The sequence below is a fragment of the Ramlibacter sp. AN1133 genome, assembly GCF_037890035.1.
Lineage (GTDB): Bacteria > Pseudomonadota > Gammaproteobacteria > Burkholderiales > Burkholderiaceae_C > Ramlibacter.
On record NZ_JBBKTQ010000043.1, the window covers coordinates 1 to 23,142 of the forward strand.

The window sequence follows — 23,142 nt, forward strand, 5'->3', positions numbered from 1 at the left end:
CCCCACCCTGCCCTCCCCCGGAGGGGGAGGGTTCCAATACCAGTCCATCCGGTGGAAGAACCGCACTCATGCCTCCGCGCTCCTTCCCTTCACCGCGAACAGCCCCTGCGGCCGTTTCTGGATGAACACCACGATCAGCACCAGCACCGCGATCTTCGCCAGCACCGCGCCGGCCCAGCCCTCGATGAACTTGTTCAGGATGCCCAGCCCCAGCGCCGCATACACGGTGCCCGCGAGCTGGCCCACCCCACCCAGCACCACCACCATGAACGCATCGACGATGTAGGCCTGCCCGAGGTCGGGCCCCACGTTGCCGATCTGGCTCAGGGCGCAGCCGGCCAGCCCCGCGATGCCGGAACCGAGCGCGAACGCATAGGTATCGACGCGCGCCGTGTCCACGCCCATGCAGGAGGCGATAGCGCGGTTCTGCGTGACGCCGCGCACGAACAGGCCGAGCCGCGTGCGCGAGATCAGGAAGGCCATGCCCGCCAGCACGCCGAAGGCGAACGCGACGATGACGATGCGGTTCCAGGGCAGCTGAAGGTTGCCCATGAGGACCACGCCGCCGCTCATCCAGCTCGGGTTCTCCACGCCGACGTTCTGGGCGCCGAAGGTGGAGCGCACCAGCTGCATCAGCATCAGGCTGATGCCCCAGGTGGCCAGCAGCGTCTCCAGCGGCCGGCCGTAGAGGAAGCGGATCACGCCGCGTTCCAGGATCGCGCCCATCAGCGCCGAGGCGCCGAAGGCCACCGGCAGCGCGGCGAGCAGGTACCAGTCGAAGGCGCCGGGCAGGTACTTCTGGAACAGGCCCTGCACGACGTAGGTGGCGTAGGCGCCGATCATCATCAGCTCGCCGTGCGCCATGTTGATCACGCCCATCAGGCCGTAGGTGATCGCCAGGCCCAGGGCGACCAGCAGCAGGATGGAGCCCAGGCTGATGCCGGAGAACACGGCCGCGGCCCGCTCGCTCCACACCAGCGAGGCGTCGAGGCTGCGCACGGAGGCCTGCAGCGCCGCCTTCACCCGCGGGTCGGCCTCGGATTGCAGCCGCTGCAGCAGCAGGCCGCGCGTGGCGGCGGTGCGGCTGGCGGCGAGCTGCTGCGCCGCTTCGACGCGGCGGGCCGGATCGCTGCTGGAAAGGAGCGTGGCCGCGCGCACCAGCGCGAGCTGGTCGCGGATCGCCGCGTTCGTTTCGGCGGCGAAGGCCTTCTCGATCAGCGGCAGCCGCGATTCGTCGGGATCCTTCTGCAGTTCGGCGACGGCGGCGGCGCGCAGCTTGTCGTCCTTCGAGAACAGCTTGAGCGCGGCCAGCGCGGTATCGAGCTCGCCGCGCATGCGGTTGTTGTTGATGACGTCCTCGGCATCGGCGGGCAGCGCCAGCGCCGCGCCGGTGACGGGATCGGTGGCCTTGTCGTCGCGCACGACGAACACGGCGCCGCCGGCGGTCTTCACCGCGTCGTCGGCCAGCGCCTGGAGGAAGGCGGCCGTCTTCTCGTCGGCCGCGGCTACGGCCTTGTTCAGCGCCTCGATGCGCGCGTCGGATTCGCCGATGGCCAGCGCCTTGGCCTCATCGGCCGTCAGGGCGTGGCCGGCCGTGGATGCGAGCAGCGCGCACGCGAGGAGGATTCTATGAAGCATGGGGCAACGTGGTGACGCTTGCAGGCTCCCTCCCCCGCGTGCGGGAGAGGGCTGGGGCGAGGGTGGCGGGGCGCGCGCCCCTCACCCCAACCCTCTCCCCGAGGGGAGAGGGAGGAAGTCCGCCGTCAGAGTTTCGACTTGCCGTCCGGCTCGTCCTTCTTCTTGTCGTTGCCTTCGATGAAGGGAGACCACGGCTTGGCCTTGACCGGGCCGGGCGTCTTCCACACCACGTTGAACTGGCCGTCGGACTTCACTTCGCCGATGAACACCGGCTTGTGCAGGTGGTGGTTCTTCTCGTCCATCTTGGCCGTGAAGCCCGAGGGCGCCTTGAAGGTCTGGCCGCCCATCGCCGCGATCACCTTGTCGACGTCGGTGGACTTGGCCTTCTCCACCGCCTGCTTCCACATGTACACGCCGATGTAGGTCGCCTCCATCGGGTCGTTGGTCAGCGGCTTGTCCTTGTGGCCGGGGATGTTCTTCGCCTTGGCGTAGTCGCCCCACTTCCTGGTGAACTCCGTGTTGGTCGGGTTCTTCACGGACATGAAGTAGTTCCAGGCGGCCAGGTGCCCCACCAGCGGCTTGGCGTCGACGCCGCGCAGTTCCTCCTCGCCCACCGAGAAGGCCACCACCGGCACGTCCTTGGCCTTCAGGCCGGCGTTGCCCAGTTCCTTGTAGAAGGGCACGTTGGAGTCGCCGTTGATCGTGGAGATCACCGCCGTCTTCTTGCCTTCGCCGGCGAACTTCTTGACCTTCTGGATGATGGTCTGGTAGTCGCTGTGGCCGAAGGGCGTGTACTCCTCCATGATGTCTGCCTCGGCGACCCCCTTGGACTTCAGGAACGAGCGCAGGATCTTGTTGGTGGTGCGCGGATAAACGTAGTCGGTGCCGAGCAGCACGAAGCGCTTGGCGCCGCCGCCTTCCTTGCTCATGAGGTACTCGACGGCCGGGATCGCCTGCTGGTTCGGCGCCGCGCCCGTGTAGAACACGTTCTTCGACAGCTCCTCGCCCTCGTACTGCACGGGATAGAACAGCAGGCCGTTCAGTTCCTCGACCACCGGCAGCACCGACTTGCGGCTCACCGAGGTCCAGCAGCCGAAGATCACGGCCACCTTGTCCTGCGTCAGCAGCTGCTTGGTCTTCTCGGCGAACAGCGGCCAGTTGGAGGCCGGGTCCACCACCACCGGCTCCAGCTTCCTGCCCAGCACACCGCCCTTGGCGTTGATCTCCTCGATCGCCATCAGGGCCGTGTCCTTCAGCACGGTTTCCGAGATGGCCATGGTGCCGGACAGGCTGTGCAGGATGCCGACCTTGATGGTATCGGCGGCGAAGGCGGGCGCGCCGGCGGCGGCCAGGGCCACGGCGGCGGTGAGGGCTTGCAGGGTGAAGCGACGTTGCATGGGTGAACTCCGGGACGTTGTTGGGAAAGCGGAGTCCATGCTAGGGAGCGCCCTCCGGAAGGTCTGTACGACACATGGCGTACGGCCGGGGCAGGCTCTGCGCTTCACCGCGCCGACACGCGTCCCCGCTGCCGTCCGACAGCGGCGGGCGCGCCGCCACGGCTCAATCAGGGCAACGCCGCCAACCCGAGCTCCCACCATGGCTTCCCTGCTGTCCCAGCTTTCCCCCAGCATCACGAACATGATCCGGCTGGACCACACGCACGTGCTGACCGCCTTCCACCAGTACGAGATCGGCTCCTCGGAGCGGCAGAAGCGCGGCCTGGCCGACAACGTGTGCCTGGCCATCGAGATCCACGCGCAGCTGGAGGAGGAGATCTTCTATCCGGCCATGCGCCTGGTGTTCGACAGCGAGGTCCTGCGCAAGAGCACGCCCGAGCACGACGAGATGCGCGGCCTGATCTCGCGCCTGCGCAACATGCCGGTCAACGACCCGGCGTTCGACGACACCTTCTTCGGGCTGATGCGGCATGTGATGCACCACGTGGCCGACGAGGAAACGCTGCTGCTGCCGGCGGCGGAGCGGCTGATCCCCGACCAGCTGTCCGAGCTGGGCGCGCGCATGACCAAGCGCCGGCTGGAGCTGGCCGCGCCGCGCACGCCGGAGATGGCCAGCAGCATGGCCCGCTCGATGCACGCAGGCTCGATCGTCGGCATGGGCAGCATGGTGCTGGCGGGGGCGTACCTGCTCACGCGCGGCAAGTACGCCGACCGGCTGGCGGCGGCGCGGGCACGGTTCTCGCGGGCGGTTTGATCGGCCTTCCGTAGGCTGGCGGTGGAGCGATAGCGAAACCCCAGCGCTTGCACACAGCGCTGCGGTTCGCGCGCTCCGCGGCTCACCGCCAGCCTACAGCGCCGCCGGCGGACCCGCGTTCACCCGCGCCCGCAACACCTCCAGGAACCCCAGCGCCGCCGGCGACAGCTCCCGCTGCCGGCGCATCACCAGGTGGATCGGCGGCACCTGCAGGGGCAGTTCCACCGGCACCACCTGCAGCACCCCCAGCCGCGCGTAGTGCGCCGCCAGCGACGCCGGCATGATCGCCAGCATGTCGCTCGCCTCCAGCAGCACCGTGGTCGCCACGGTGGACGCCGTCTCGGTGATGTCCAGGCGCACGTGCAGCCCCGCCTCGGCCAGCGCAGCTTCGAAACGGTTGCGCTGCGGGGCGCCCGGCGGCTGCAGCACCCAGGGCCAGCGCACCAGGTCCGCGAGCGCCGGCTCGCCCTGCTGCTGCAGCAGCGGATGGCCCGAGCGCGCCACCACCACCTGGTTTTCCGCCAGCAGCTGCTCGATCTCCAGTTCGTCGTCGTAGTGCCGCTCGGTGGGCCGGCCCAGCACCAGGTCGACCTCGCCGCGCTCCAGCAGGCCGAGCATCACGTCGCTGGTCTCCACCAGCACCGACACCGCGACGCGCGGATGCCGCGCCTTGTATTCCGCCAGCACCGGCCCCAGCAGCTGCGGCAGCGCGCCGGGCACGCTGCCCAGGCGCAGCCGGCCGCGCAGGCCGGACTGCAGCGCCGCCATCTGCTCGCGCGCGAAGCGGAAGTCCACCAGCGACTGGCGCGCGAAGCGCACCAGGATCTCGCCGCTGGGCGTGGGCTCCATGCCACGGGCCAGCCGGGTGAAGAGCGGCACGCCCACGGTGTCCTCGGCCTGCTGCAGCAGCCGCGTGGCCGCCGGCTGGCTCATGCCGAGGGCGGTCGCGGCGCGTCCCAGGTTGTGTTCGCGCCCGAGCGCCTCCAGCAGCAGCAATTGCCGGGTGCGCAGCCGCATCAGCAGGGCGGCGTCCGTCAGGGGTTTGGGCACGGTTGAGATATCCGAATGGATATGGATTATTCAGGGAAATTCATTGGCCGGGAATGGGTGGAGCTCTTAGGCTGCTCTTCGAGCGCGGCCCGGCCCGCGCCTGCAGGAGACAAGAATGCCCTTCCCGAACCGCCGCCAGGCCGCCCTGGCCCTGGCCGCCCTGGCCCTGAGCGCCGCCGGCACGCCGCACGCGCAGGGCTGGCCCGACAAGTCCCTGCGCATCATGGTGGGGGCCTCGCCGGGCGGCGGCACGGACATCCTCGCGCGCATGCTGGCCGAGAAGTTCGCGGCCGATTTCCGCCAGTCGGTGGTGGTCGAGAACCGGCCCGGCGCCTCCAACACCATCGCGGCGGACGTCACCGCGCACGCACCCGCCGACGGCAGCACGCTGCTGCTGGCCACCAACACCGGGCAGGCGATCGCGCCGCACCTGCTCAAGCTGAAGTTCGATCCGCTCAAGGACCTGCAGCCGATCGGCCTGGTGGCCGTGATGCCCAACGTGCTGGTCGTGTCCTCCGCCGCGCCGTACCGCTCCGTCAAGGAGCTGATCGCCGCGATGGCGGACAAGCCAGGCGCGCTGAAGTACGCCTCGTCCGGCGTCGGCAGCACCCAGCACATCGCCGGCGAGGCGTTCGGGCTGGCCACCGGCACCAGGGCGATCCACGTGCCGTACAAGGGCAGCTCGCAGGCGCACATCGACATCATCGGCGGCGAGGTCACGATGATGTTCGACTCCACTTCTTCGGCCATGGGCCAGATCCGCAGCGGCAAGTTCCGGCCGCTGGCCGTGATGTCCGACCGGCGCGCCGCCGAACTGCCGGACGTGCCCACGATGGCCGAAGCCGGCGTGAAGGGCGCCGACGTGCAGACCTGGTACGGCCTGTACGTCACGGCGGGTGCGCCCAAGGCCGCCGTCGATGCGCTGACGGCCGAACTCTCGAAAGTGCTCAAGCTGCCCGACGTGCAGGCGCGCATCCGCGGCCTCGGCGGCGAGGTCGGCACGCTGGCCGGCGAGCAGTTCGCCGAGATGAACCGGCAGGAATTCGAGCGCTTCCGCAAGCTGGTGCGCGACGCCAACATCAAGGCGGAGGGGCTGTGATGCCGGCCAGGAAGCCGCGGCTGGCGCTGCTGCTGGGCGACCCCGCCGGCGTCGGCCCCGAGATGGGCGTGCGGCTGCTGGCGAACGCGGCCAACCTCGAGGCGTGCGAGCTGCTGCTGGTGGCGCCGCCCTCGCTGCTGGCGGCCGGCGAGCGCATCGTGGGCACCAAGATCCCCGTGCTCGCCGCCGCCACCCGCGAGGCCGTGCGCTTCGAGCCGGGACGTGTCGCCCTGCTCGCCCAGCGCGAAGCCGAAGGCGGCCTGCCGGCCCTGGGCCAGTGCAGCGAAGCCGCCGGCGCGATCGCGCTCGAGGCGCTCGCCACCGCCACCGCGCTGGCCCGCTCCGGCTTCGTCGACGGCATCGTCTTCGCGCCGCTGAACAAGCACTCGCTGCGGCTGGCGGGCATGCGGGAGGAAGACGAGCTGCGCTTCATGCAGGGCCTGTTCGGCGTGCAGGGATTCACCTGCGAATTCAACATCACCGACGGCCTGTGGACATCGCGCGTCACCTCGCACGTGCCGGTGCGCGAGGTGGCGGACCTGATCACGCCGCAGGCGGTGGCCGACGCCGTGCACATCCTGCACGACGCCCTGCGCCGCGCCGGCATCGTGCGTCCGCGCATCGCGGTGTCGGGCCTGAACCCGCACGCGGGCGACGGCGGCTCCATCGGCCGCGAGGAGATCGAGGTGATCGCTCCGACGGTCGAGCGCCTCAAGCGCGACGGCCTGGAAGCCAGCGGCCCCTGGTCGCCCGACACCGTGTTCATCGCCGCGCGCCGCGGCGACTTCGACGCGGTGGTGTCGATGTACCACGACCAGGGCCAGATCGCGATGAAGCTGATGGGGTTCGAGCGCGGCGTCACGCTGCACGGCGGCCTGCCGGTGCCGGTGGCGACGTCGGCGAGCGGCAGCGCGTTCGACATCGCGGGCCGCGGCCTCGCGCGGGTCGACGGCCTGCAGGCCGCATTCGACCTGTGCCTGCGGATGGCGCGGCAGCAGCTGCGCTGATTCAGCGGCAGGCGCGGATCTCGCGCTCGTACGGGTCCAGCAGGAACATGCCGCCTTCCGCGCGCAGGCGCACCAGGTGCTCGCAGGCGCCGAGGCGGAAGCTCACGACATACTGCGCGCCGGCCGCGCGCACGGAGAGCAGTTCGCGCTCCGCCGCCCAGCCGGGATGATGGCCGAGCAGGCGTGCCAGCCGCACCACGTCCTGCGGCGACGCCTGCGGGCCCAGCGCCACGGCGCCGCCGCCGGCCGGCTCGACCATCTCCTCGGCGGGCTCGCATTTCCACGCGCCGGTCGCCGTGGAGCAGGAGGCGCGCCACCAGGTGCGGTACTCCTCGGTGCGTTCGACGGCACCGGAGGCGACCTCGACTTCCAGCCACCGGTTCGGGCCGTCTTCGACCTGCAGCGCGCGCACCTCGCGGATCGGCAGGTCGTCGCGCGGCCAGGCCAGCACCGAGTGCACCTGCCGCCATTCCTCGGGCGCGAGCCGCACCTCGCGCTGCCCGGCGGCCGCGCAACCGAGCCCCAGGAACGACAGCGCGACGAGCGCCGACCGGACCATGCGAAGCTTGAACCGCGACATCGAAGTTCTCCGCGGGCGGGGGGCAACCATGCTAGCGCGGATCGAAAAAAAGCGCCGCGGGTGCGGCGCTTCGAGGAAGGCCCGCGCAAGCGGGCAAGGAGACACAGGCTTACTCGGCGGCGCCGGGCAGCGAGGCCAGCTGGCGGCCGACGGTGCGCGGCATTTCGCGGCGGGCCAGGTAGTGCGAGCCGCTGTCTTCGCTGTTGAGCGCGGACACCATGTCGCGCGAGGCCAGGAACTCGGCCTTCACTTCGGCGCGGGTGCGCGTGCTGCGGAAGTCGGTGAGCTGGTTGTAGCCGTCCGCGTAGACGTCGACACCCGTCTTGCGGTGCTGCTGCAGTTCGGAGCGCACCTGCTCGCGCGTCATCGCGCCCTTGAAGGGTTTCGTGTCGACCATCGGGGTCTCGGCGAAGGCGCTGGCCGCGGCCAGGGAGGCAAGGACGAACGTGAGGGCGATCTTGCGGTTCATGGTGATTCCTCTGGGTGTGAGCTGGTTCCGGGGTATCGGCTCCACCTGTCTTGGCAGTGCGGCACCGATGGAACGAACTCTAGGGAGCCCGCCCGTGCGTGCATGTGCGATTCCGCACCTGCGAACGCACGTTGCCGCGGCGATGTGCGCAATAGGTCGCACAGCGGCCTCCTCCCGATGGAGGACGGCGCCCGCTAGCCCTCGAAATTCGGGTGCAGCTGGCGGATGCGGTTCATCGCCATGCCCGCGGCCGCCGTGCGCGTCTCCACACCGAGCTTGGCGAAGATGCGTTCGAGGTGCTTCTTCACCGTGGCGGGACTGGCGCCGAGGATGTCGGCGATGTCGCGGTTGATCTTGCCCTTGACCACCCAGTACAGCACCTCCGCCTCGCGCAGCGTGAGCTTCAGCGCCAGGCTGATGGACTCGATGATCGCGCTGTCGGAGACCTCGCGCATCACGATCAGCCAGTCGTCGTCGCCGGTCTGGCGGTGCAGCCGGATCGACAGGCGCCGCGGGCCCCGCTCCACGTTCAGGCGTGGCGGCTCGATCTGGCGCTCGGCATCGTGCAGGTGGCGGCGCAGCCACTCGAGGACGGCGGCGGGCGTCTCCGGGGCGCTGGTGCCGAAGTACACGTGCAGCAGCTCGCGCGCGAGCGGCGTCTGCCACATCAGGCGGCCGTCGCCCGGGCGCACGGTGATGCTCGCGTAGCCGAAGGCGTCCAGCGCATTGCGGGCCTGCCGTGCCAGCCGCGCGCCCTGCAGGTGCACGCCCATGCGCGCCAGCACCTCCTTGGGCTTGATCGGCTTGGTCACGTAGTCGACGCCGCCCGCTTCCAGCGCCGCCACCAGGTGCTCGGTCTCGGTCAGGCCGGTCATGAAGATGATCGGGATGTGCGCGGTGTGCGCCTGCGCCTTCAGGCGGCGGGCCACCTCGAAGCCGTCCAGGCCCGGCATCATGGCGTCGAGCAGCACGATGTCGGGGCTGGCCTGCTGCGCGCGCTGCAGGGCCGATTCGCCGCTGGTGGCCACCAGCACCGTGTAGCCCGATTCGTCGAGCGCATCGTGCAGCACCGAGAGGTTGTCGGGGACGTCGTCGACCACCAGCACGACGTCGCTGCAGTCGCGGTCCGGCAAGGGGTTCATCGCAGGGCTCCTTCGGGGATGGTGGCGGCGCGCGCCAGCTCGCGCGCCATGAGCTCGAAGCGGAACTCGCGCGCGCGCTCGCGCATCGCATGCGCGAAGGCCGCGCACTCGGGCTGCGTGGCCTCGATCGCATCGAGCTGGTTCAGGATGCCGCGGTAGTAACCGAGCTGCACGGCCTGCTGCAGCGGCTCCAGCAGTTCGGCGCGCGGCCAGGTCCAGGCCGCCGGTGCGGGTGGCGCCGCGGGCGCGCTGGCCGGTTCCGGCAGCCATTGCAGGCCCAGCGCGCGCTCGAACCAGTCCAGCAATTCGCCATGCCGCACGGGCTTGAGCAGGAAGTCCTCGGGCCGGATGCCGGCATCGTTGTCCAGCCCCTTGTCGAAGGCGTTGGCGGAGGCCACGGCGATGCGCGATTGCACGTGCGGCATGCGGCGGATGCGCCGGATCGTTTCCCAGCCGTCGATGCCGGGCATCGCGAGGTCCATCAGGATGGCGTCGGGCTGCACGCCGGCGGCCAGCAGGTCCAGGGCGTCGTGGCCGCTGGCGGCGGTGCGCAGCTCGAAGCCCAGGGGCTCCAGCAGCGCGACGAGCAGCTCGCGGTCGGCCTCCTCGTTGTCCACCACCAGGATGCGGCGGCGCGGGCCTTCGTAGCCGCGCCGCGCCTTCGGTGCGGCGGCGGGCGGCAGCACCGCGGCATGCACTTCGGGCAGGAACAGCCGCACGCGGAACACCGCGCCGGCACCGGGCTTGCTGCGCACCGTGAGCTCGCCGCCCATCAGGTCGGTGAGCATCTTGGCGATCGTCAGGCCGAGCCCCGCGCCCGGTGCGGAGGGCCCGGCGCTGGTGCCGCGCGCGAAGGGTTCGAAGACCTGCGCCTGCTCCTGCGGCGTGAGGCCGCAGCCCGTGTCCTGCACCTCCACCACCGCCATCTCGCGCGCATGCCGGATGCGGAGCACGACCTGCCCGGCGGCGGTGAACTTGATCGCGTTGCCCAGCAGGTTGATCAGGATCTGGCGCACGCGGTTCTCGTCGGCCCGCACCACCTCGGGCAGCGTGCCCTCCACCTCGAAGCGGAAGGCCAGGCCCTTGGCCGCCGCCTGCAGCTCGAACAGGCCGGCGAGTTCGTGCACGAAGTCGGCGAAGCGCATCGGCTTGACGTTCAACGTGAGCTTGCCGGACTCGATGCGGGCGATGTCCAGCGTGCCTTCGATCAGCGACAGCAGGTGCTCGCCGCCGCGGCGGATCACGTGGATCGCATGCTTGCGGTGCGAGGGAATGCTCGGGTCCTCCCCCATCAGCTGCGCGTAGCCGAGGATGCTGTTCAGGGGCGTGCGCAGCTCGTGGCTGATGGCGCTCACGTAGCGGCTCTTGGCCTGGTTGGCCTGCTCCGCGGCGTGGCGCGCCTGGTCGGCCGACTGGCGCGCGCTCTGCAGCGCGGCGTCGGTCTGGCGGTGCGACTCGATCTCGCGCACCAGCAGGTGCGTCTGGCGGTTCGATTCCTCCTGCGCCACCTGGCGGCTCTTGTGCGCCAGCACCAGCCACCAGGCGATCAGCCCCGCCACCAGCAGCAGCGCGAGATACGCCTTCAGGAAGGTCGCGCGCAGCGCGGGCGCCGAGAGCGTGTCCGGCGACTGCAGTTCCTGGTGGTACAGCAGGCCGAACAGCGCCGCCAGCAGCGGCGCAACCACCAGCATCAGCAGCAGCCAGTGGCCCAGGCCGGTATCGAGGTAGGGCCACACGCGCCGCGGCAGCAGCCAGCGCAGCGCGCCGGACCACTGCGCGGCCAGGCTCGCCTGCGGCTTGCACAGGTCGCCGCAGCGCGCATCGAGCGTGCAGCACAGCGAGCAGATCGGGCCCTGGTAGGCCGGGCAGTGCGCCATGTCCGGGCCTTCGTAGTGGCGCTCGCAGATCACGCAGCGGCGCGCAACCAGGCGCGAGCCTGCCTGCGGCTCGCGCGCCAGGTAGTAACGCCCGCGGGTGGCCCAGGCAATCAGCGGCGCGGTGACGAAGGCCACGCCCATCGCGATCAGCGCCGAGAAGGCCTGCGCGGTCGCACCGAACGTGCCCAGGTAGGCGACGATCGAAAGCGCCGAGGCCAGCGCCATCGCGCCGACGCCGACCGGGTTGACGTCGTACAGGTGCGCGCGCTTGAACTCGATGCCGGGCGGCGACAGGCCCAGCGGCTTGCTGACGACGAGGTCCGCCACCACGGCCATGATCCAGGCGATGGCGATGTTCGAGTACAGGCCCAGCACGTCGCCCAGCGCCTGGAACACGTTCATCTCCATCAGCATGAAGGCGATCAGCGTGTTGAACACCACCCACACCACGCGGCCCGGATGGCTGTGCGTGAGGCGCGAGAAGAAGTTGGACCAGGCCAGCGAGCCCGCATACGCGTTGGTCACGTTGATCTTCAGCTGCGAGATCACGACGAACAGCGCCGTCGCGGCCACCGCCCACCCGTAGCGCGGGAAGACGTACTCATAGGCGGCGAGGTACATCTGGTTCGGATCGACCGCGCGGTCCGCCGGCACCATGTGCTGGATCGCGAGGTACGCGAGCAGCGCGCCGCCCAGCATCTTCAGCACGCCCAGCACCACCCAGCCCGGTCCGCCCGCCAGCACGCCGAACCACCAGGCGCGCCGGTTGGCCGCGGTGCGCGCGGGCATGAAGCGCAGGTAGTCGGCCTGTTCGCCCATCTGCGTGATGAGCGCCACGCCCACCGTGAGCGCGGCACCAAACGGGTGCAATTCGAATCCGGCGCCTTGCGACTTCTCCCCGACGTAGTGCGCGATGCCGGCGAAGGCACCAGGATCGCGCGCCAGCACGTACGCGAAGGGCACGACCAGCATCACGAGCCACAGCGGCTGCGTCCACACCTGCAGCCGGCTGATGGCGGAGACGCCGTGCGTCACGAGCGGGATCACGACCAGTGCGCAGATCAGGTAGCCCCATGCCGGCGGGATGCCCAGCGCGAGGTCCAGCGCGTACGCCATCACCGCCGCTTCGAGCGCGAAGAAGATGAAGGTGAAGGAGGCGTAGATCAGCGAGGTGAGCGTGGAGCCGATGTAGCCGAAGCCGGCGCCGCGCGTGAGCAGGTCCATGTCGACGCCGTGGTGCGCCGCGTAGATGCTGATCGGCAGGCCGGCGAGGAAGATGATCAGGCCGGTGGCGACGATGGCCCAGAAGGCGTTCACGAAGCCGTACTGCACCAGCAGCGTGGCGCCCACCGCCTCGAGGATCAGGAAGGAGGCGGCGCCGAAGGCGGTGTTGGCCACCCGCCAGGTGGACCACTTGCGAAAGCGCTGCGGCGTGTAGCGCAGCGCGTAGTCCTCCATCGTCTCGCTCGCGACCCAGGTGTTGTAGTCGCGGCGCACCTTGACGACGCGCTGGGGGGCATCGTGGTGGGGCGGGGGGAGGGGATGGCTGCGGATCACGGATAGCAAGTGCATCTTCCGTGCCCGTTGGTTTTACTCCCTCCCCCTCCGGGGGAGGGCAGGGGTGGGGGCACTCCAGGCAGCCGATCAGCCACAGCCCTTCATCGACCTCCGGAGCGCCCCCACCCTACCTTCCCCCAGAGGGGAGGGAAAAGACAGTGCAGGCCCGGACCTTGCAATACACTGCCGCGCACCATGGAACTCACCCCCCGCGAGAAAGACAAGCTGCTGCTCTTCACCGCTGGCCTGCTCGCGGAGCGGCGCCGCGCGCGGGGGCTCAAGCTCAATTACCCGGAGGCCCTGGCGCTGATCTCCGCCGCCGTCATGGAAGGTGCGCGCGACGGCAAATCCGTCGCCCAGCTCATGAGCGAGGGCCGCACCATCCTCACGCGCGAAGACGTGATGGACGGCGTGGCCGAGATGATTCCCGAGATCCAGGTGGAGGCCACCTTCCCCGACGGCACCAAGCTCGTGACCGTGCACCAGCCCATCGTGTGACGACCATGATCCCCGGCGAACTGATCACCGACGGCGGCGACCACGCACTCAACCCCGGCCGCCGCACCCTCACGCTGGTCGTGCAGAACACGGCCGACCGGCCGATCCAGGTCGGCTCGCACTACCACTTCGCCGAGACCAACGGCGCGCTGCAGTTCGACCGCGAAGCCGCCAGGGGCATGCGCCTGAACATCGCCTCCGGCACCGCGGTGCGCTTCGAGCCGGGGCAGCAGCGCACGGTGGAACTCGTCGACTACGCGGGCCACCGCAACGTCTACGGCTTCCGCGGCCTCACCCAAGGGAAAGTCTAGGAACATGAGCCCCTACGCTGCGCACTTCGTGTCGTCGCTGCCCCCCGGGGGGGCGCAAGCCTCCCTTGGGGCGGCCCGGCGGGAGGCTTGATGGCCACCATCCCCCGCCGCGCCTACGCGGAGATGTTCGGCCCCACCACGGGCGACCGCGTGCGCCTGGCCGACACCGAGCTCGTGATCGAGGTGGAGGACGACTTCACCCTGCGCGCCGGTGGCTACGGCGAGGAGGTGAAGTTCGGCGGCGGAAAGACGATCCGCGACGGCATGGCGCAGTCGCAGCGCACGCGTGCCGAGGGCGCGATGGACACGGTGCTCACCAACGCGCTGATCCTCGACCACTGGGGCATCGTCAAGGCCGACATCGGACTGAAGGACGGCCGCATCGCCGCGATCGGCAAGGCCGGCAACCCCGACACGCAGCCGGGCGTGGACATCGTGATCGGTGCCGGCACCGAGATCATCAGCTGCGAGGGCGCGATCGTCACCGCCGGCGGCATCGACTGCCACATCCACTTCATCTGCCCGCAGCAGATCGAGGAGGCGCTGGCCTCCGGCGTCACCACCATGTTCGGCGGCGGCACCGGCCCCGCGACGGGCACCTTCGCCACCACCTGCACGCCGGGCCCCTGGAACATCGAGCGCATGCTGCAGGCCGCCGATGCCTTCCCGATGAACCTGGGCTTCATGGGCAAGGGCAACGCCAGCCTGCCGCAGCCCCTGCGCGAACAGGTGCAGGCCGGCGCGATCGGCCTGAAGCTGCACGAGGACTGGGGCACCACGCCGGCGGCGATCAGCAACTGCCTGGACGTGGCCGACGAGATGGAGATCCAGGTCGCGATCCACTCGGACACGCTCAACGAATCGGGCTTCGTCGAGAACACCATCGCGGCCACCAAGGGCCGCGGCATCTGCGCCTTCCACACCGAGGGCGCCGGCGGCGGCCACGCCCCCGACATCCTGAAGGTGGTGGGCGAGCCCAACTTCCTGCCCTCGTCGACCAATCCGACCATGCCCTACACGGTCAATACGCTCGACGAGCACGTCGACATGCTGATGGTGTGCCACCACCTCGACCCGGCCATCCCGGAAGACCTCGCCTTCGCCGAGAGCCGCATCCGCAAGGAGACGATCGCCGCCGAGGACATCCTGCACGACCTCGGCGCGATCAGCATGTTCTCCAGCGACTCGCAGGCCATGGGCCGCGTGGGCGAGGTGATCCTGCGCTGCTGGCAGACGGCGCACAAGATGAAGGTGCAGCGCGGCAAGCTGCCGGGCGACACCCTGCGGCACGACAACTTCCGCGCCCGGCGCTACGTGGCCAAGTACACGATCAATCCCGCCATCGCGCACGGCATCGCCCACGAGGTGGGCAGCATCGAGTGCGGCAAGTGGGCCGACCTGGTGGTCTGGAAGCCGGCCTTCTTCGGCGTGAAGCCGGCGCTGATCCTCAAGGGCGGCTTCATCGCCATGGCGGCCATGGGCGACCCCAACGCCTCGATCCCGACGCCGCAGCCGGTGCACTACCGGCCGATGTTCGGCAGCTTCGGCGGCGCGCTGCACGCCGGCTCGATCACCTTCGTGTCGCAGGCGGGCCTGGCGGCCGGGGTGAAGGAACGCTTGCGGCTGGCCAGGCACGTGGCGCCGGTCAAGGACATCCGGCGGGTGCGCAAGAGCCACCTGTTGCACAACGACTACGTGCCGAAGATGGAGATCGATCCGCAGACCTATGCGGTGCGGGCCGACGGCCAGCTCCTGACCTGCGAGCCGGCGACGGTGTTGCCGATGGCGCAGCGGTATTTCCTGTTCTGATGGGCTTCTTGCTGTAGGCTGGCGGTGAGCGCCGAAGGCCGAACCCCAGCGCTGGGGTTGCGCTTCGCTCCACCACCAGCCTACGAGGCAAACAGCCCGGAGATCCCATGCTCCAAGTCACCAAGATCCTGCCCCAGGGCCACGGCCTCGCCAAGCCGCTGCTGCATCGCGCCGCCAGCGTCGAACTCGACTGGGACGTGCGCCAGAAGAGCCGCTTCGAGTGCACCGACTCGCGGGGCCGCCAGCTCAGGGTGTTCCTGCCGCGCGGCACCGTGGTGCGCGGCGGCGACGTGCTGGTGGGAGAGGACGGCTCGATGGTGCGCGTGCTGGCCAAGCCGCAACCGGTGATGATCATCCGGCAGGGCGAGCGCGGCAGCACCTTCGACCTGCTGCGCGCCGCCTACCACCTGGGCAACCGGCACGTCGCGATCGAGCTGCAGCCGGACCACCTGAAGATCGAGCCCGACCACGTGCTGGCCGAGATGCTGCGCGCCATGCGGCTGGTGGTGACGGACACCTTCGGAGCGTTCGAACCGGAGGGCGGTGCCTACGGCAGCCATGCCGCGCACGGGCACGAGGACCACCACCACGGGCACCACCACACCGACACCGAGACGCACGACCACGAGCACGAGCACGACAGCCAGCTGCACGACCACGAACACGACAGCCACAAGCATGGCGAGCACGGACAGTCCCGCGCCGGCTGATGCCGCGCTGCTGCAACTGATCTGGCTCGCGTCGCCGGCGCTGCCGGTCGGCGGCTTTTCCTATTCGGAAGGCCTGGAGCCCGCGGTGGAGGCCGGATTGGTGCGGGACGAGGCGAGCGCGGGCGAGTGGCTGGTCGAACAGCTGCATCTGGCCCTGGCGCGCGGCGATCTCGCCGTGGTCGCAAGTGCTGTCGAAGCGGCTCACCAGGGCGACGGGCAGCGGCTGCAGGCGCTCGACGACTGGGTGCGGCAGACGCGCGAGACGAGCGAGCTGCGGCAGCAGGCGGAGCAGATGGGGCGGTCGATGGGGGAGTGGCGCAGGTCGCTCGGGGGGGCGGGCTGGGGGGAGCCGGTAGGCTGGGGTGAGCCGGTAGGCTGGGGTGAGCCGGTAGGCTGGGGTGAGCGCGCCAGCGAACCCCAGCGATCCAGCGAAGCGCAGCGAGCTGGGGTTCCCTCCGGTCACCACCAGCCTACGAAGACCGACTTCACCTACCCCGTCGCTTTCGCCGTCGCGGCCTCGACGACCGCGGCCACCTCACGCCCCATCGCCCTCGCCTTCGCCTTCGGCTGGTCCGAGAACATGGTCCAGGCCGCCGTCAAATCAATCCCGCTCGGCCAGGCCGCCGGCCAGCGCATCCTGGCGCGGCTCGCCGACGCGATCCCGCAAGCCGTCGACCTCGCGCTCACGCTGGCCGACGAGGACCGCCAGGCCTTCTCGCCCATGCTGGCCATCCTCTCCTCGCAACACGAAACCCAGTACTCCCGCCTGTTCCGCTCATGAACGCTCCCGCGCACCACATCCCCGGCCGCACCCGCAAGCTCCCGCCCCTGCGCGTGGGCATCGGCGGGCCGGTCGGCTCCGGCAAGACCACGCTGCTGGAGATGCTCTGCAAGGCGATGCGCGACCGCTACGACCTGGTCGCGATCACCAACGACATCTACACCAAGGAAGACCAGCGCCTGCTGACCGCGAGCGGCGCCCTGCCGGCCGAACGCATCATGGGCGTGGAGACGGGCGGCTGCCCGCACACGGCCATCCGCGAGGACGCCTCCATCAACCTGGAGGCGATCGACCGCATGCTGGCCGAATTCCCCGACGCCGACATCGTGTTCGTCGAGTCCGGCGGCGACAACCTGGCGGCGACCTTCAGCCCCGAGCTGTCGGACCTGACGATCTACGTGATCGACGTCGCGGCCGGCGAGAAGATCCCCCGCAAGGGCGGCCCGGGCATCACCAAGAGCGACCTGTTCGTGATCAACAAGACCGACCTCGCGCCCTACGTCGGGGCGGACCTGGCGGTGATGGAGGCCGACACGAAGCGCATGCGGCGCGACAAGCCGTACGTCATGACCAACCTGAAGACGCAGGCCGGTTTGCAGGAAGTGGTGCGCTTCATCGAGACGCGCGGCATGCTGTGCCACGAAGTAGTCGCCGCACGTCCATCCAGATGAGGCTTCGTCCTACAGCCGGTGCTGTAACGCGCGCTTACTTTCCCGACCCATGGACTTGCTGCACGACGCGCCCCCCGGCTTCGACGGGATCGCGAACGCTTTCGCGATGGCGAAGCTGTTGCCCACCACCCACCGGATGGACGTGAAGATCGGCCTCCTGCGCGATGGCGTGCTGTTCGCCATCGGGCGGCTCGATGGCTACCGGCAGGTGAACTTCTTCGCCGACCACGTGCGCGAGCTGGGGTGGCAGGAACACCTGCTCGGGGGCGATGCCGACATGCAGGGTTGCGACATGCTGTTCTCGCACCCGGCCGACGCCGCGCAGGCCGACGACCCGTCCTTCATCCGCCGCCCCCCCGTGGAACTCTGGCCATCCGGGACCAGCCATGCCGATCGATAGCCACGACGAGCACGATCCGACCCTGCCGCCCCCGGGCAGCCGCTGGGGCGCCGGTGCCCAGAGCGTGCTGCCCTTCCTGACCAAGTCGCTGCAGGCCCGGCCCGCGAGCGCACCGGAACAGGCGCGCGAGAGCCGGCCCGGCGCCGAGGCGCGCCCCGAACGGCCGTCCACGCAGGCGGCCTGAAACGGCGACAGGCGGCCCGGCGGGCCGCCTTCTTCATGGAGCGGGGAGGAAGCGGAGACGCGCGGCGCGCTTCAGTGCGAACCCGGGCGGCGCGTGCCGCCCGAATTGCTGGCACGGCGGTCTTCCCACTCGCGCAGCTGCTTCATGATGCTCTCCGAGCCCTGGCCGGCATGACCCTCCGACTGCGGTTGCTGCTGATGTTGCCCACTGGCGCTGGTGGACGATCCTTCGTCCTCGGGCGTGTCCTGTTGGTGTTCCTGCGACATGACGACCAATGCGTTCGAATACGGGCCATGGTCCCGCGCGGTCGAGTCGACGCCTGTAGGACGTTTTCAGCAGCTGCTATGGGACACGTCAGGCGCGCACGAGCGCATGCAAACCATGGTCTGACATCCGGAAGGACGGTGCACCCGGGTCCGCGGCCCGGCCGGCGCACATCTGGTGATAATCGGCCGGTGGCCGAAGAACGCATCCGGGTGGGCGACACCGTCGTGCTGAAGACGGGAGGCTGCGCCATGACCGTGCAGGCCCTGTCGATGTCGCTGGCCTACTGCGCCTGGACGGCGGCCGGCCAGGCGCGCCACGGCACCTTCGAGGTCGACACGCTGGAGGTCGTCGGCCACCGGCCGAAGGACAGCGCCGTGGGCAAGGGCGGCACGCCACGCTCCGCGTGACCGCGCTTCAGGCGCAGGGCAGCTCCATGCGGAAGGTGGTGCCCTCCTCGGCGCTGGAGCGGGCCGCGACCTGCCCGCCGTGCGCCTGCACCACCGCCCGCACGATGTAGAGGCCCAGCCCCACGCCCTTGGCGCCGGGCGCGGCGCCGCGCACCATCGGCTCGAACAGGGTGGGCAGCAGCTGCGGCGGGATCGGCGCGCCGCCGTTGTGCACGGAAATCCGGAACACCCCCGGGGCGTCCTCGGTGCGCACCGTGACGGGCTGGCGCTTGTCCCCGTGGTTGACGGCGTTGGCCACCAGGTTGCCGACCGCCTGCACGATGCGGTCCGCGTCGGCCTCGCAATGGCCGGTGCCGATGCGTTCGTGCCGCAGCACGCAATCCGGAAAGCCCACCGCCAGCTCCGCGACGGTGTCGGCCACGGCCTGGTGCAGGTCCGCTTCCGGCACCTTGCGGATGCCCAGGCCGCCGCCCACGCGCACCTGGGTGAAATCCAGCAGGTCGCCGATCAGGTGCTGCACGCGCTGCACCGCCCGGTTGATGCGTGCCACCGATGCCTTCTGCTGCTCCGCGTTCACCCCGCGGTCCAGCAGGATCGCGCTCATCTGGATCACCGACAGGGGATTGCGGATGTCGTGGCTGACGATGCCCACCAGCTGCTCGGCGAAGGCGGCGCGGTCCATGGCCTCGGCCTGCACGGCCGCCAGCGCCTGCTGGTCCCGGGCGTGCTGCGCCGCCAGTTCCTCGGCGCGCTGGCGCTGCAGCAGCAGTTCGCGCTCGTACTTGTGCCGCTCCTCGGCGACGAACACCGCCACGTGCTGCACGACGCGCCCCTGCCACGCGCGTTCGACGGCGTTCACCATCACCGGCAGCACCGGGCCGTCGGCCCAGCGCATTTCCAGCTTGACCTCGGCGACGGAGGCCTGCATGCGCAGCAGCGGCTGCAGGTGGGTCTGCCAGAAGATCCGGCCGCCGACCGTCAGCAGCTCGGAAAAGCGGACCTTGCCGACCAGGTCGCCCTTGCTGCAGCGCAGCCAGGCGCACAGGGTGGCGTTGGCGTCGAGCACGCGGCCGTCCGCCGCGGCGAGCAGCAGCCCGCAGGGTGCGGCGTCGTAGAGCTGCTCGGGAGCCGGCAGCGGGGCGTCGTGCATGGCTACAGCCCTGCGATGAACTGCTCCATGGCGGCCGCGCTGGCACTGGGCGCGCTCAGGTGGGGGCAATGCCCCACGTTCTCGATCACGCGCAGGGTGCAGTTCGGGATGTGCTCGCACATGTACGCGCCGACGGAGCGCGGCGCGATGATGTCGTCGCTGCACTGCAGGATGAGGGTGGGCGCCTGCAGCTTGCGCAGTTCGGCGCGGAAGTCGGACAGGAAGGTGACGCGCGCGAAGTGCTTGGCGATTTCCGGGTCCGTGCGGCAGAAGCTGTTGGTCAGTTCGGTGGCGAGCTCGGGCTGTTCGGGCGCGCCCATGATGGCCGGTGCCATGTTGCTGGACCAGCCGAGGTAGTTGGCCTCCATGGTCTGCAGCAGCGATTCGATGTCCGCGCGGGTGAAGCCGCCGACGTAGTCGCCGTCGTTGATGTAGCAGGGCGAGGGCCCGACCATGACCTGTGCCCGGAACTGCCCGGGCGACTGCAGGTTGGCCAGCATGCCGATCATGGCGCTGACCGAATGGCCCACGCAGATCGCCGGCGCGTCGGTGACGGCCGCGAGCACCTCGCACAGGTCCGAGGCATGGCCGTTCAGGGTGTCGTACTTGCGGCGGTCGTACGCCGACAGGTCCGAGCGGCCGCTGCCCACCAGGTCCAGCAGGATGCAGGTGTGGGTGTCGGCGAAGTGCGGCGCGAGCAGCCGCCACATGTTCTGGTCGCAGCCGAAACCGTGCACGAACACCATCGGCGGCCCCTTGCCGCCGACCTGCACGTTGTTGCGCTGCAGCGCGGTGGTCAAGCGGGCTCCGGTTGCGCCACGCGTCCGGGGAAGGCCTGCAGGTAGGCACGCAGTTCGCCGAACTGCGCCTTCGAGATCACGCCGTCGGCGCCGAGCCGGATGCAGCGCTGGCGCACCGCCGGCGACACGAAGTCGCTGAAGACCAGCACGGACCCCGCGGGCTCCTTGTTGCAGCGGACGATCAGCGTGAAGCCGGAACCTTCGCCCAGCAGCAGGTCGACGATCGCGAGGTCCCAGCCACCCGGGTGGCGGTACAGCCAGTCGGTGGCGCCGGTCTCGCTGGAGGCGGTGCCCACGAGCTCGAAGCCGCCGACCGAATGCAGCAGGTCCGCCATCAGCACCTGCATGGGCTTCTGGTCCTCGACGAGAAAGACGCGTACTGCCATCGAAACCTCCCCAGGGCCGGCCGGAACGAACACATTGAAAGACCGCAGCCGCGGATTCTGTCTGACGCCATTGCTGGCGGCTGTAGGACGGAGCTGACGTTGCCTTGCAGGCAGCGGACGGCGGTTCACGAACCCACGGCGCGCAGCTTCTTGACGAGGTCGCCGACGCGGTACGGCTTGGGCAGGAACTGGAAGCCGTCGAGGCTGCCCTCGTCGCGGTCCAGCGCCGGGTTGGCGTAGCCGGAAGCGAGGATCACCTTGATGTGCGGCAGCATCTCCTGCGCCTTGTGACCGAGCTGGATGCCGCTCATGCCGGGCATCACCACGTCGCTCAGGAGCAACCGGATGTCGGGCGTGCGCCGCAGCACTTCCACCGCGTCCTCGCCGCAGTTGGCGGAGAAGACTTCGAAGCCCAGGGTGCGGAACAGCTCCGAGGTCACCTCCAGCACGTCGGGCTGGTCGTCGACGATCAGCACCTTCTCGGCGACGGGCTCCTGCGCCGCGTCGCACTCGCAGTCCGCGGCCAGGGCGGGGAAATACAGGGACATCGTCGTGCCCTCGCCGAGGGTGGAACGGATCTCCAGGTCGCCGCCGGACTGCTGCACCATGCCGTAGACCTGGCTGAGCCCGAGGCCCGTGCCCTTGCCGATCTCCTTGGTGGTGAAGAACGGCTCCACGGCGCGGTTCACGACGTCCGGCGGCATGCCGCTGCCGGTGTCCTGCACCGAGACGACCACGTAGCGGCCGGCCGGCAGGATGCCCACCTGCCGGTCCCCGAGCTGGACTTCGCTGGTCGCCACCGTGATCCTGCCGCCGTCGGGCGTGGCGTCGCGGGCGTTCACCACCAGGTTCAGCAGCGCGGTCTCGAACTGCGCGGTGTCCACCAGGATCTGGGACACCCTGGGCGCGAGGGCGACGTCGAAGTGGATCGTGTTGCGGCTGCCGCGGCGCAGCACCGCCTCGAACGAGGTGATGACGCGGTTGATGTCGCGCGCCTGAGGCTTGATCGGCTGCCGCCGCGCGAACGACAGCAGCTGCTGCGTGAGCGCCGCGCCGCGCTGCGCGGCCTTGTCCATCGCGTTGATCACGCGCAGTTCGGCGCCGTCGCGGGCGCGGTCCCGCAGCATCGACAGCCCGTTGGTCACCACGTTCAGCAGGTTGTTGAAGTCGTGCGCGACGCCGCCGGTGAGCTTGCCGATCGCCTCCAGCTTCTGCGACTGGAACAGCGCCTCGCGCGCCTGCTCCAGCGCCTGGGCCGCCAGGCGCCGTTCGGTGATGTCGCGGGTGATCTTGGCGAAGCCGACCAGGTGCCCCAGGTCGTTGCGGATCGCGTCGATCACGACGTGCGCCCAGAAGCGGGTGCCGTCCTTGCGCACGCGCCAGCCTTCGGCCTCGAAGCGGCCCTGGTCGGAGGCCTGCTGCAGCGCGCGCCCGGGCAGGCCGGTCGCCCGGTCCTCCTCGGTGTAGAAGCGCGAGAAATGCGTGCCGATCACGTCGTCGTGCTCGTAGCCCTTGATGCGGCGCGCGCCGGCGTTCCAGTTGGTGACCAGGCCGGTGGGCGACAGCATGTAGATCGCATAGTCGGTCACGCCCTGCACCAGCATGCGGAAGCGCTCCTCGCTTTCGCGCAGGGCCTCCTGGGCCGCCTTCTTCTCGGTGATGTCGCGCGTGATCTTGGCGAAGCCCACCAGCTCGCCGCCGGCGTCGCGGATCGCGTCGATCACCACGCTGGCCCAGAAGCGGGTACCGTCCTTGCGCATGCGCCAGCCTTCGGCCTCGAACTTGCCGGTGGTCTGGGCGATCTCGAGGGCCCGCCAGGGCACGCCAGCCGCGCGGTCCTCCTCGGTGTAGAAGCGGGAGAAATGCTGGCCGATGATCTCGTCGGCGGTGTAGCCCTTGAAGCGCTGCGCCCCCGCGTTCCAGCTCACCACGTTGCCCTCGGGCGAGAGCATGTAGATGGCGTAGTCGGTCACCGCGGAGACGAACATCTGCAGCCGCAGGAGTTCCGCCTCCGGGGTCCTGGTCTGCTTCTTCGTCGATACCTGCGTCACGATGGGGTTCCGGTGCCGGGTCGGGCGGGCGCCCCCTTCCGGAGCCTGCATTGAAACTCCCTGCCCGGCCGGAACCTGTAGGACGCT

Annotated in this window: 24 protein-coding genes; 12 read left to right on the forward strand and 12 right to left on the reverse strand. The window is 70.0% G+C overall.

Going from position 1 to position 23,142, the window contains the following annotated elements; translation table 11 throughout:
• Nucleotides 1–66: 66 nt before the first annotated feature.
• The gene (gene urtB / locus WG923_RS29695; protein ID WP_340354650.1) at nucleotides 67–1,638 is read right to left on the reverse strand and encodes an urea ABC transporter permease subunit UrtB; all 1,572 of its coding nucleotides are present in this window, start codon (nucleotides 1,636–1,638) and stop codon (nucleotides 67–69) included.
• A gap of 125 nt (nucleotides 1,639–1,763) precedes the next feature.
• Nucleotides 1,764–3,035 carry an urea ABC transporter substrate-binding protein gene (urtA, locus tag WG923_RS29700; RefSeq protein WP_340354651.1) on the reverse strand — a complete coding sequence of 424 codons (1,272 nt, stop codon included), beginning with the start codon at nucleotides 3,033–3,035 and terminating at the stop codon, nucleotides 1,764–1,766.
• 199 nt (nucleotides 3,036–3,234) lie between these two features.
• On the opposite strand from urtA, the gene WG923_RS29705 reads away from it, so the two are divergent.
• Nucleotides 3,235–3,849: a hemerythrin domain-containing protein gene (locus WG923_RS29705; protein ID WP_340354652.1), complete on the forward strand. Its 615-nt coding sequence runs from the start codon at nucleotides 3,235–3,237 to the stop codon at nucleotides 3,847–3,849.
• A 93-nt stretch (nucleotides 3,850–3,942) separates the two neighbouring features.
• Here WG923_RS29705 and WG923_RS29710 read toward each other — a convergent pair whose 3' ends face one another.
• Complete coding sequence (locus WG923_RS29710; protein WP_340354653.1) at nucleotides 3,943–4,899, reverse strand: LysR family transcriptional regulator; 957 nt, start codon at nucleotides 4,897–4,899, stop codon at nucleotides 3,943–3,945.
• A 115-nt stretch (nucleotides 4,900–5,014) separates the two neighbouring features.
• On the opposite strand from WG923_RS29710, the gene WG923_RS29715 reads away from it, so the two are divergent.
• Both WG923_RS29715 and WG923_RS29720 read left to right on the forward strand, forming a co-directional pair.
• The gene (locus WG923_RS29715) at nucleotides 5,015–5,998 is read left to right on the forward strand and encodes a Bug family tripartite tricarboxylate transporter substrate binding protein (RefSeq protein ID WP_340354654.1); all 984 of its coding nucleotides are present in this window, start codon (nucleotides 5,015–5,017) and stop codon (nucleotides 5,996–5,998) included.
• Nucleotides 5,998–7,005 (forward strand): 4-hydroxythreonine-4-phosphate dehydrogenase PdxA, encoded by a 1,008-nt coding sequence (locus WG923_RS29720; protein ID WP_340354655.1) that lies wholly within the window; start codon nucleotides 5,998–6,000, stop codon nucleotides 7,003–7,005. Before WG923_RS29715 ends, WG923_RS29720 begins: the two co-directional genes overlap by 1 nt.
• A gap of 1 nt (nucleotide 7,006) precedes the next feature.
• Here WG923_RS29720 and WG923_RS29725 read toward each other — a convergent pair whose 3' ends face one another.
• The 4 genes from WG923_RS29725 to WG923_RS29740 all read right to left on the reverse strand — a co-directional run bounded on the left by WG923_RS29725 (nucleotide 7,007) and on the right by WG923_RS29740 (nucleotide 12,645).
• The gene (locus WG923_RS29725) at nucleotides 7,007–7,585 is read right to left on the reverse strand and encodes a hypothetical protein (protein ID WP_340354656.1); all 579 of its coding nucleotides are present in this window, start codon (nucleotides 7,583–7,585) and stop codon (nucleotides 7,007–7,009) included.
• Between the two features lie 109 nt (nucleotides 7,586–7,694).
• Nucleotides 7,695–8,054: a DUF4148 domain-containing protein gene (locus WG923_RS29730; protein ID WP_340354657.1), complete on the reverse strand. Its 360-nt coding sequence runs from the start codon at nucleotides 8,052–8,054 to the stop codon at nucleotides 7,695–7,697.
• Nucleotides 8,055–8,248: 194 nt separating this feature from the next.
• Nucleotides 8,249–9,196, reverse strand: a complete 948-nt coding sequence (locus WG923_RS29735; protein ID WP_340354658.1) for a response regulator transcription factor — start codon at nucleotides 9,194–9,196, stop codon at nucleotides 8,249–8,251.
• The gene (locus WG923_RS29740) at nucleotides 9,193–12,645 is read right to left on the reverse strand and encodes a hybrid sensor histidine kinase/response regulator (RefSeq protein ID WP_340354659.1); all 3,453 of its coding nucleotides are present in this window, start codon (nucleotides 12,643–12,645) and stop codon (nucleotides 9,193–9,195) included. Before WG923_RS29740 ends, WG923_RS29735 begins: the two co-directional genes overlap by 4 nt.
• A gap of 180 nt (nucleotides 12,646–12,825) precedes the next feature.
• Between WG923_RS29740 and ureA the strand changes: the two genes are divergently transcribed.
• The 8 genes from ureA (at nucleotide 12,826) to WG923_RS29780 (ending at nucleotide 17,994) form a co-directional block, all read left to right on the forward strand.
• Nucleotides 12,826–13,128, forward strand: a complete 303-nt coding sequence (gene ureA, locus WG923_RS29745) for an urease subunit gamma (RefSeq protein ID WP_340354660.1) — start codon at nucleotides 12,826–12,828, stop codon at nucleotides 13,126–13,128.
• A 5-nt stretch (nucleotides 13,129–13,133) separates the two neighbouring features.
• Nucleotides 13,134–13,439, forward strand: coding sequence for an urease subunit beta (locus tag WG923_RS29750; protein WP_340354677.1), 306 nt, complete (start codon nucleotides 13,134–13,136; stop codon nucleotides 13,437–13,439).
• Nucleotides 13,440–13,529: 90 nt separating this feature from the next.
• Nucleotides 13,530–15,248, forward strand: coding sequence for an urease subunit alpha (gene ureC / locus WG923_RS29755; protein ID WP_340354661.1), 1,719 nt, complete (start codon nucleotides 13,530–13,532; stop codon nucleotides 15,246–15,248).
• Between the two features lie 107 nt (nucleotides 15,249–15,355).
• On the forward strand, nucleotides 15,356–15,958 hold the full coding sequence (gene ureE / locus WG923_RS29760) for an urease accessory protein UreE (RefSeq protein ID WP_340354662.1): 603 nt from the start codon (nucleotides 15,356–15,358) through the stop codon (nucleotides 15,956–15,958).
• Nucleotides 15,927–16,739 carry an urease accessory protein UreF gene (locus tag WG923_RS29765; protein WP_340354663.1) on the forward strand — a complete coding sequence of 271 codons (813 nt, stop codon included), beginning with the start codon at nucleotides 15,927–15,929 and terminating at the stop codon, nucleotides 16,737–16,739. Before ureE ends, WG923_RS29765 begins: the two co-directional genes overlap by 32 nt.
• Entirely contained in the window at nucleotides 16,736–17,410 is a 675-nt protein-coding gene (gene ureG / locus WG923_RS29770; RefSeq protein WP_340354664.1) for an urease accessory protein UreG, read from the forward strand. Before WG923_RS29765 ends, ureG begins: the two co-directional genes overlap by 4 nt.
• 49 nt (nucleotides 17,411–17,459) lie before the next feature.
• Nucleotides 17,460–17,810: a hypothetical protein gene (locus tag WG923_RS29775; protein WP_340354665.1), complete on the forward strand. Its 351-nt coding sequence runs from the start codon at nucleotides 17,460–17,462 to the stop codon at nucleotides 17,808–17,810.
• Entirely contained in the window at nucleotides 17,797–17,994 is a 198-nt protein-coding gene (locus WG923_RS29780; protein WP_340354666.1) for a hypothetical protein, read from the forward strand. Before WG923_RS29775 ends, WG923_RS29780 begins: the two co-directional genes overlap by 14 nt.
• Nucleotides 17,995–18,065: 71 nt before the next feature.
• On the opposite strand, the gene WG923_RS29785 is transcribed toward WG923_RS29780, so the two are convergent.
• Nucleotides 18,066–18,260 carry a hypothetical protein gene (locus tag WG923_RS29785; protein ID WP_340354667.1) on the reverse strand — a complete coding sequence of 65 codons (195 nt, stop codon included), beginning with the start codon at nucleotides 18,258–18,260 and terminating at the stop codon, nucleotides 18,066–18,068.
• Nucleotides 18,261–18,449: 189 nt separating this feature from the next.
• Between WG923_RS29785 and WG923_RS29790 the strand changes: the two genes are divergently transcribed.
• On the forward strand, nucleotides 18,450–18,668 hold the full coding sequence (locus WG923_RS29790) for a DUF2158 domain-containing protein (protein ID WP_340354668.1): 219 nt from the start codon (nucleotides 18,450–18,452) through the stop codon (nucleotides 18,666–18,668).
• Nucleotides 18,669–18,675: 7 nt separating this feature from the next.
• Here WG923_RS29790 and WG923_RS29795 read toward each other — a convergent pair whose 3' ends face one another.
• From WG923_RS29795 to WG923_RS29810, 4 genes are all read right to left on the reverse strand, one after another.
• Nucleotides 18,676–19,818, reverse strand: a complete 1,143-nt coding sequence (locus WG923_RS29795; protein ID WP_340354669.1) for a PAS domain-containing sensor histidine kinase — start codon at nucleotides 19,816–19,818, stop codon at nucleotides 18,676–18,678.
• A gap of 2 nt (nucleotides 19,819–19,820) precedes the next feature.
• Nucleotides 19,821–20,564, reverse strand: a complete 744-nt coding sequence (locus tag WG923_RS29800) for an alpha/beta fold hydrolase (protein ID WP_340354678.1) — start codon at nucleotides 20,562–20,564, stop codon at nucleotides 19,821–19,823.
• A gap of 50 nt (nucleotides 20,565–20,614) precedes the next feature.
• A complete protein-coding gene (locus WG923_RS29805; protein WP_340354670.1) occupies nucleotides 20,615–21,004 on the reverse strand; it encodes a response regulator in 390 nt (129 codons plus the stop codon).
• Between the two features lie 125 nt (nucleotides 21,005–21,129).
• Nucleotides 21,130–22,992 (reverse strand): PAS domain S-box protein, encoded by a 1,863-nt coding sequence (locus WG923_RS29810; RefSeq protein WP_445322998.1) that lies wholly within the window; start codon nucleotides 22,990–22,992, stop codon nucleotides 21,130–21,132.
• Nucleotides 22,993–23,142 lie beyond the last annotated feature (150 nt).

What these genes read in the sequence shown, in the direction of transcription:
- WG923_RS29775 (WP_340354665.1), top strand. Translation starts at nt 17,460, where the DNA reads ATGGACTTGCTGCACGACGCGCCCCCCGGCTTCGACGGGATCGCGAAC.
- WG923_RS29750 (WP_340354677.1), top strand. Translation starts at nt 13,134, where the DNA reads ATGATCCCCGGCGAACTGATCACCGACGGCGGCGACCACGCACTCAAC.
- WG923_RS29715 (WP_340354654.1), top strand. Translation starts at nt 5,015, where the DNA reads ATGCCCTTCCCGAACCGCCGCCAGGCCGCCCTGGCCCTGGCCGCCCTG.
- WG923_RS29730 (WP_340354657.1), bottom strand. Translation starts at nt 8,054, where the DNA reads ATGAACCGCAAGATCGCCCTCACGTTCGTCCTTGCCTCCCTGGCCGCG.
- WG923_RS29720 (WP_340354655.1), top strand. Translation starts at nt 5,998, where the DNA reads ATGCCGGCCAGGAAGCCGCGGCTGGCGCTGCTGCTGGGCGACCCCGCC.
- ureG (WP_340354664.1), top strand. Translation starts at nt 16,736, where the DNA reads ATGAACGCTCCCGCGCACCACATCCCCGGCCGCACCCGCAAGCTCCCG.
- WG923_RS29735 (WP_340354658.1), bottom strand. Translation starts at nt 9,196, where the DNA reads ATGAACCCCTTGCCGGACCGCGACTGCAGCGACGTCGTGCTGGTGGTC.
- WG923_RS29765 (WP_340354663.1), top strand. Translation starts at nt 15,927, where the DNA reads ATGGCGAGCACGGACAGTCCCGCGCCGGCTGATGCCGCGCTGCTGCAA.
- ureC (WP_340354661.1), top strand. Translation starts at nt 13,530, where the DNA reads ATGGCCACCATCCCCCGCCGCGCCTACGCGGAGATGTTCGGCCCCACC.
- WG923_RS29725 (WP_340354656.1), bottom strand. Translation starts at nt 7,585, where the DNA reads ATGTCGCGGTTCAAGCTTCGCATGGTCCGGTCGGCGCTCGTCGCGCTG.
- WG923_RS29780 (WP_340354666.1), top strand. Translation starts at nt 17,797, where the DNA reads ATGCCGATCGATAGCCACGACGAGCACGATCCGACCCTGCCGCCCCCG.
- WG923_RS29795 (WP_340354669.1), bottom strand. Translation starts at nt 19,818, where the DNA reads ATGCACGACGCCCCGCTGCCGGCTCCCGAGCAGCTCTACGACGCCGCA.
- WG923_RS29740 (WP_340354659.1), bottom strand. Translation starts at nt 12,645, where the DNA reads ATGCACTTGCTATCCGTGATCCGCAGCCATCCCCTCCCCCCGCCCCAC.
- ureE (WP_340354662.1), top strand. Translation starts at nt 15,356, where the DNA reads ATGCTCCAAGTCACCAAGATCCTGCCCCAGGGCCACGGCCTCGCCAAG.
- urtA (WP_340354651.1), bottom strand. Translation starts at nt 3,035, where the DNA reads ATGCAACGTCGCTTCACCCTGCAAGCCCTCACCGCCGCCGTGGCCCTG.
- WG923_RS29810 (WP_445322998.1), bottom strand. Translation starts at nt 22,992, where the DNA reads ATGTTCGTCTCCGCGGTGACCGACTACGCCATCTACATGCTCTCGCCC.
- WG923_RS29805 (WP_340354670.1), bottom strand. Translation starts at nt 21,004, where the DNA reads ATGGCAGTACGCGTCTTTCTCGTCGAGGACCAGAAGCCCATGCAGGTG.
- WG923_RS29800 (WP_340354678.1), bottom strand. Translation starts at nt 20,564, where the DNA reads ATGGTGTTCGTGCACGGTTTCGGCTGCGACCAGAACATGTGGCGGCTG.
- urtB (WP_340354650.1), bottom strand. Translation starts at nt 1,638, where the DNA reads ATGCTTCATAGAATCCTCCTCGCGTGCGCGCTGCTCGCATCCACGGCC.
- WG923_RS29705 (WP_340354652.1), top strand. Translation starts at nt 3,235, where the DNA reads ATGGCTTCCCTGCTGTCCCAGCTTTCCCCCAGCATCACGAACATGATC.
- ureA (WP_340354660.1), top strand. Translation starts at nt 12,826, where the DNA reads ATGGAACTCACCCCCCGCGAGAAAGACAAGCTGCTGCTCTTCACCGCT.
- WG923_RS29785 (WP_340354667.1), bottom strand. Translation starts at nt 18,260, where the DNA reads ATGTCGCAGGAACACCAACAGGACACGCCCGAGGACGAAGGATCGTCC.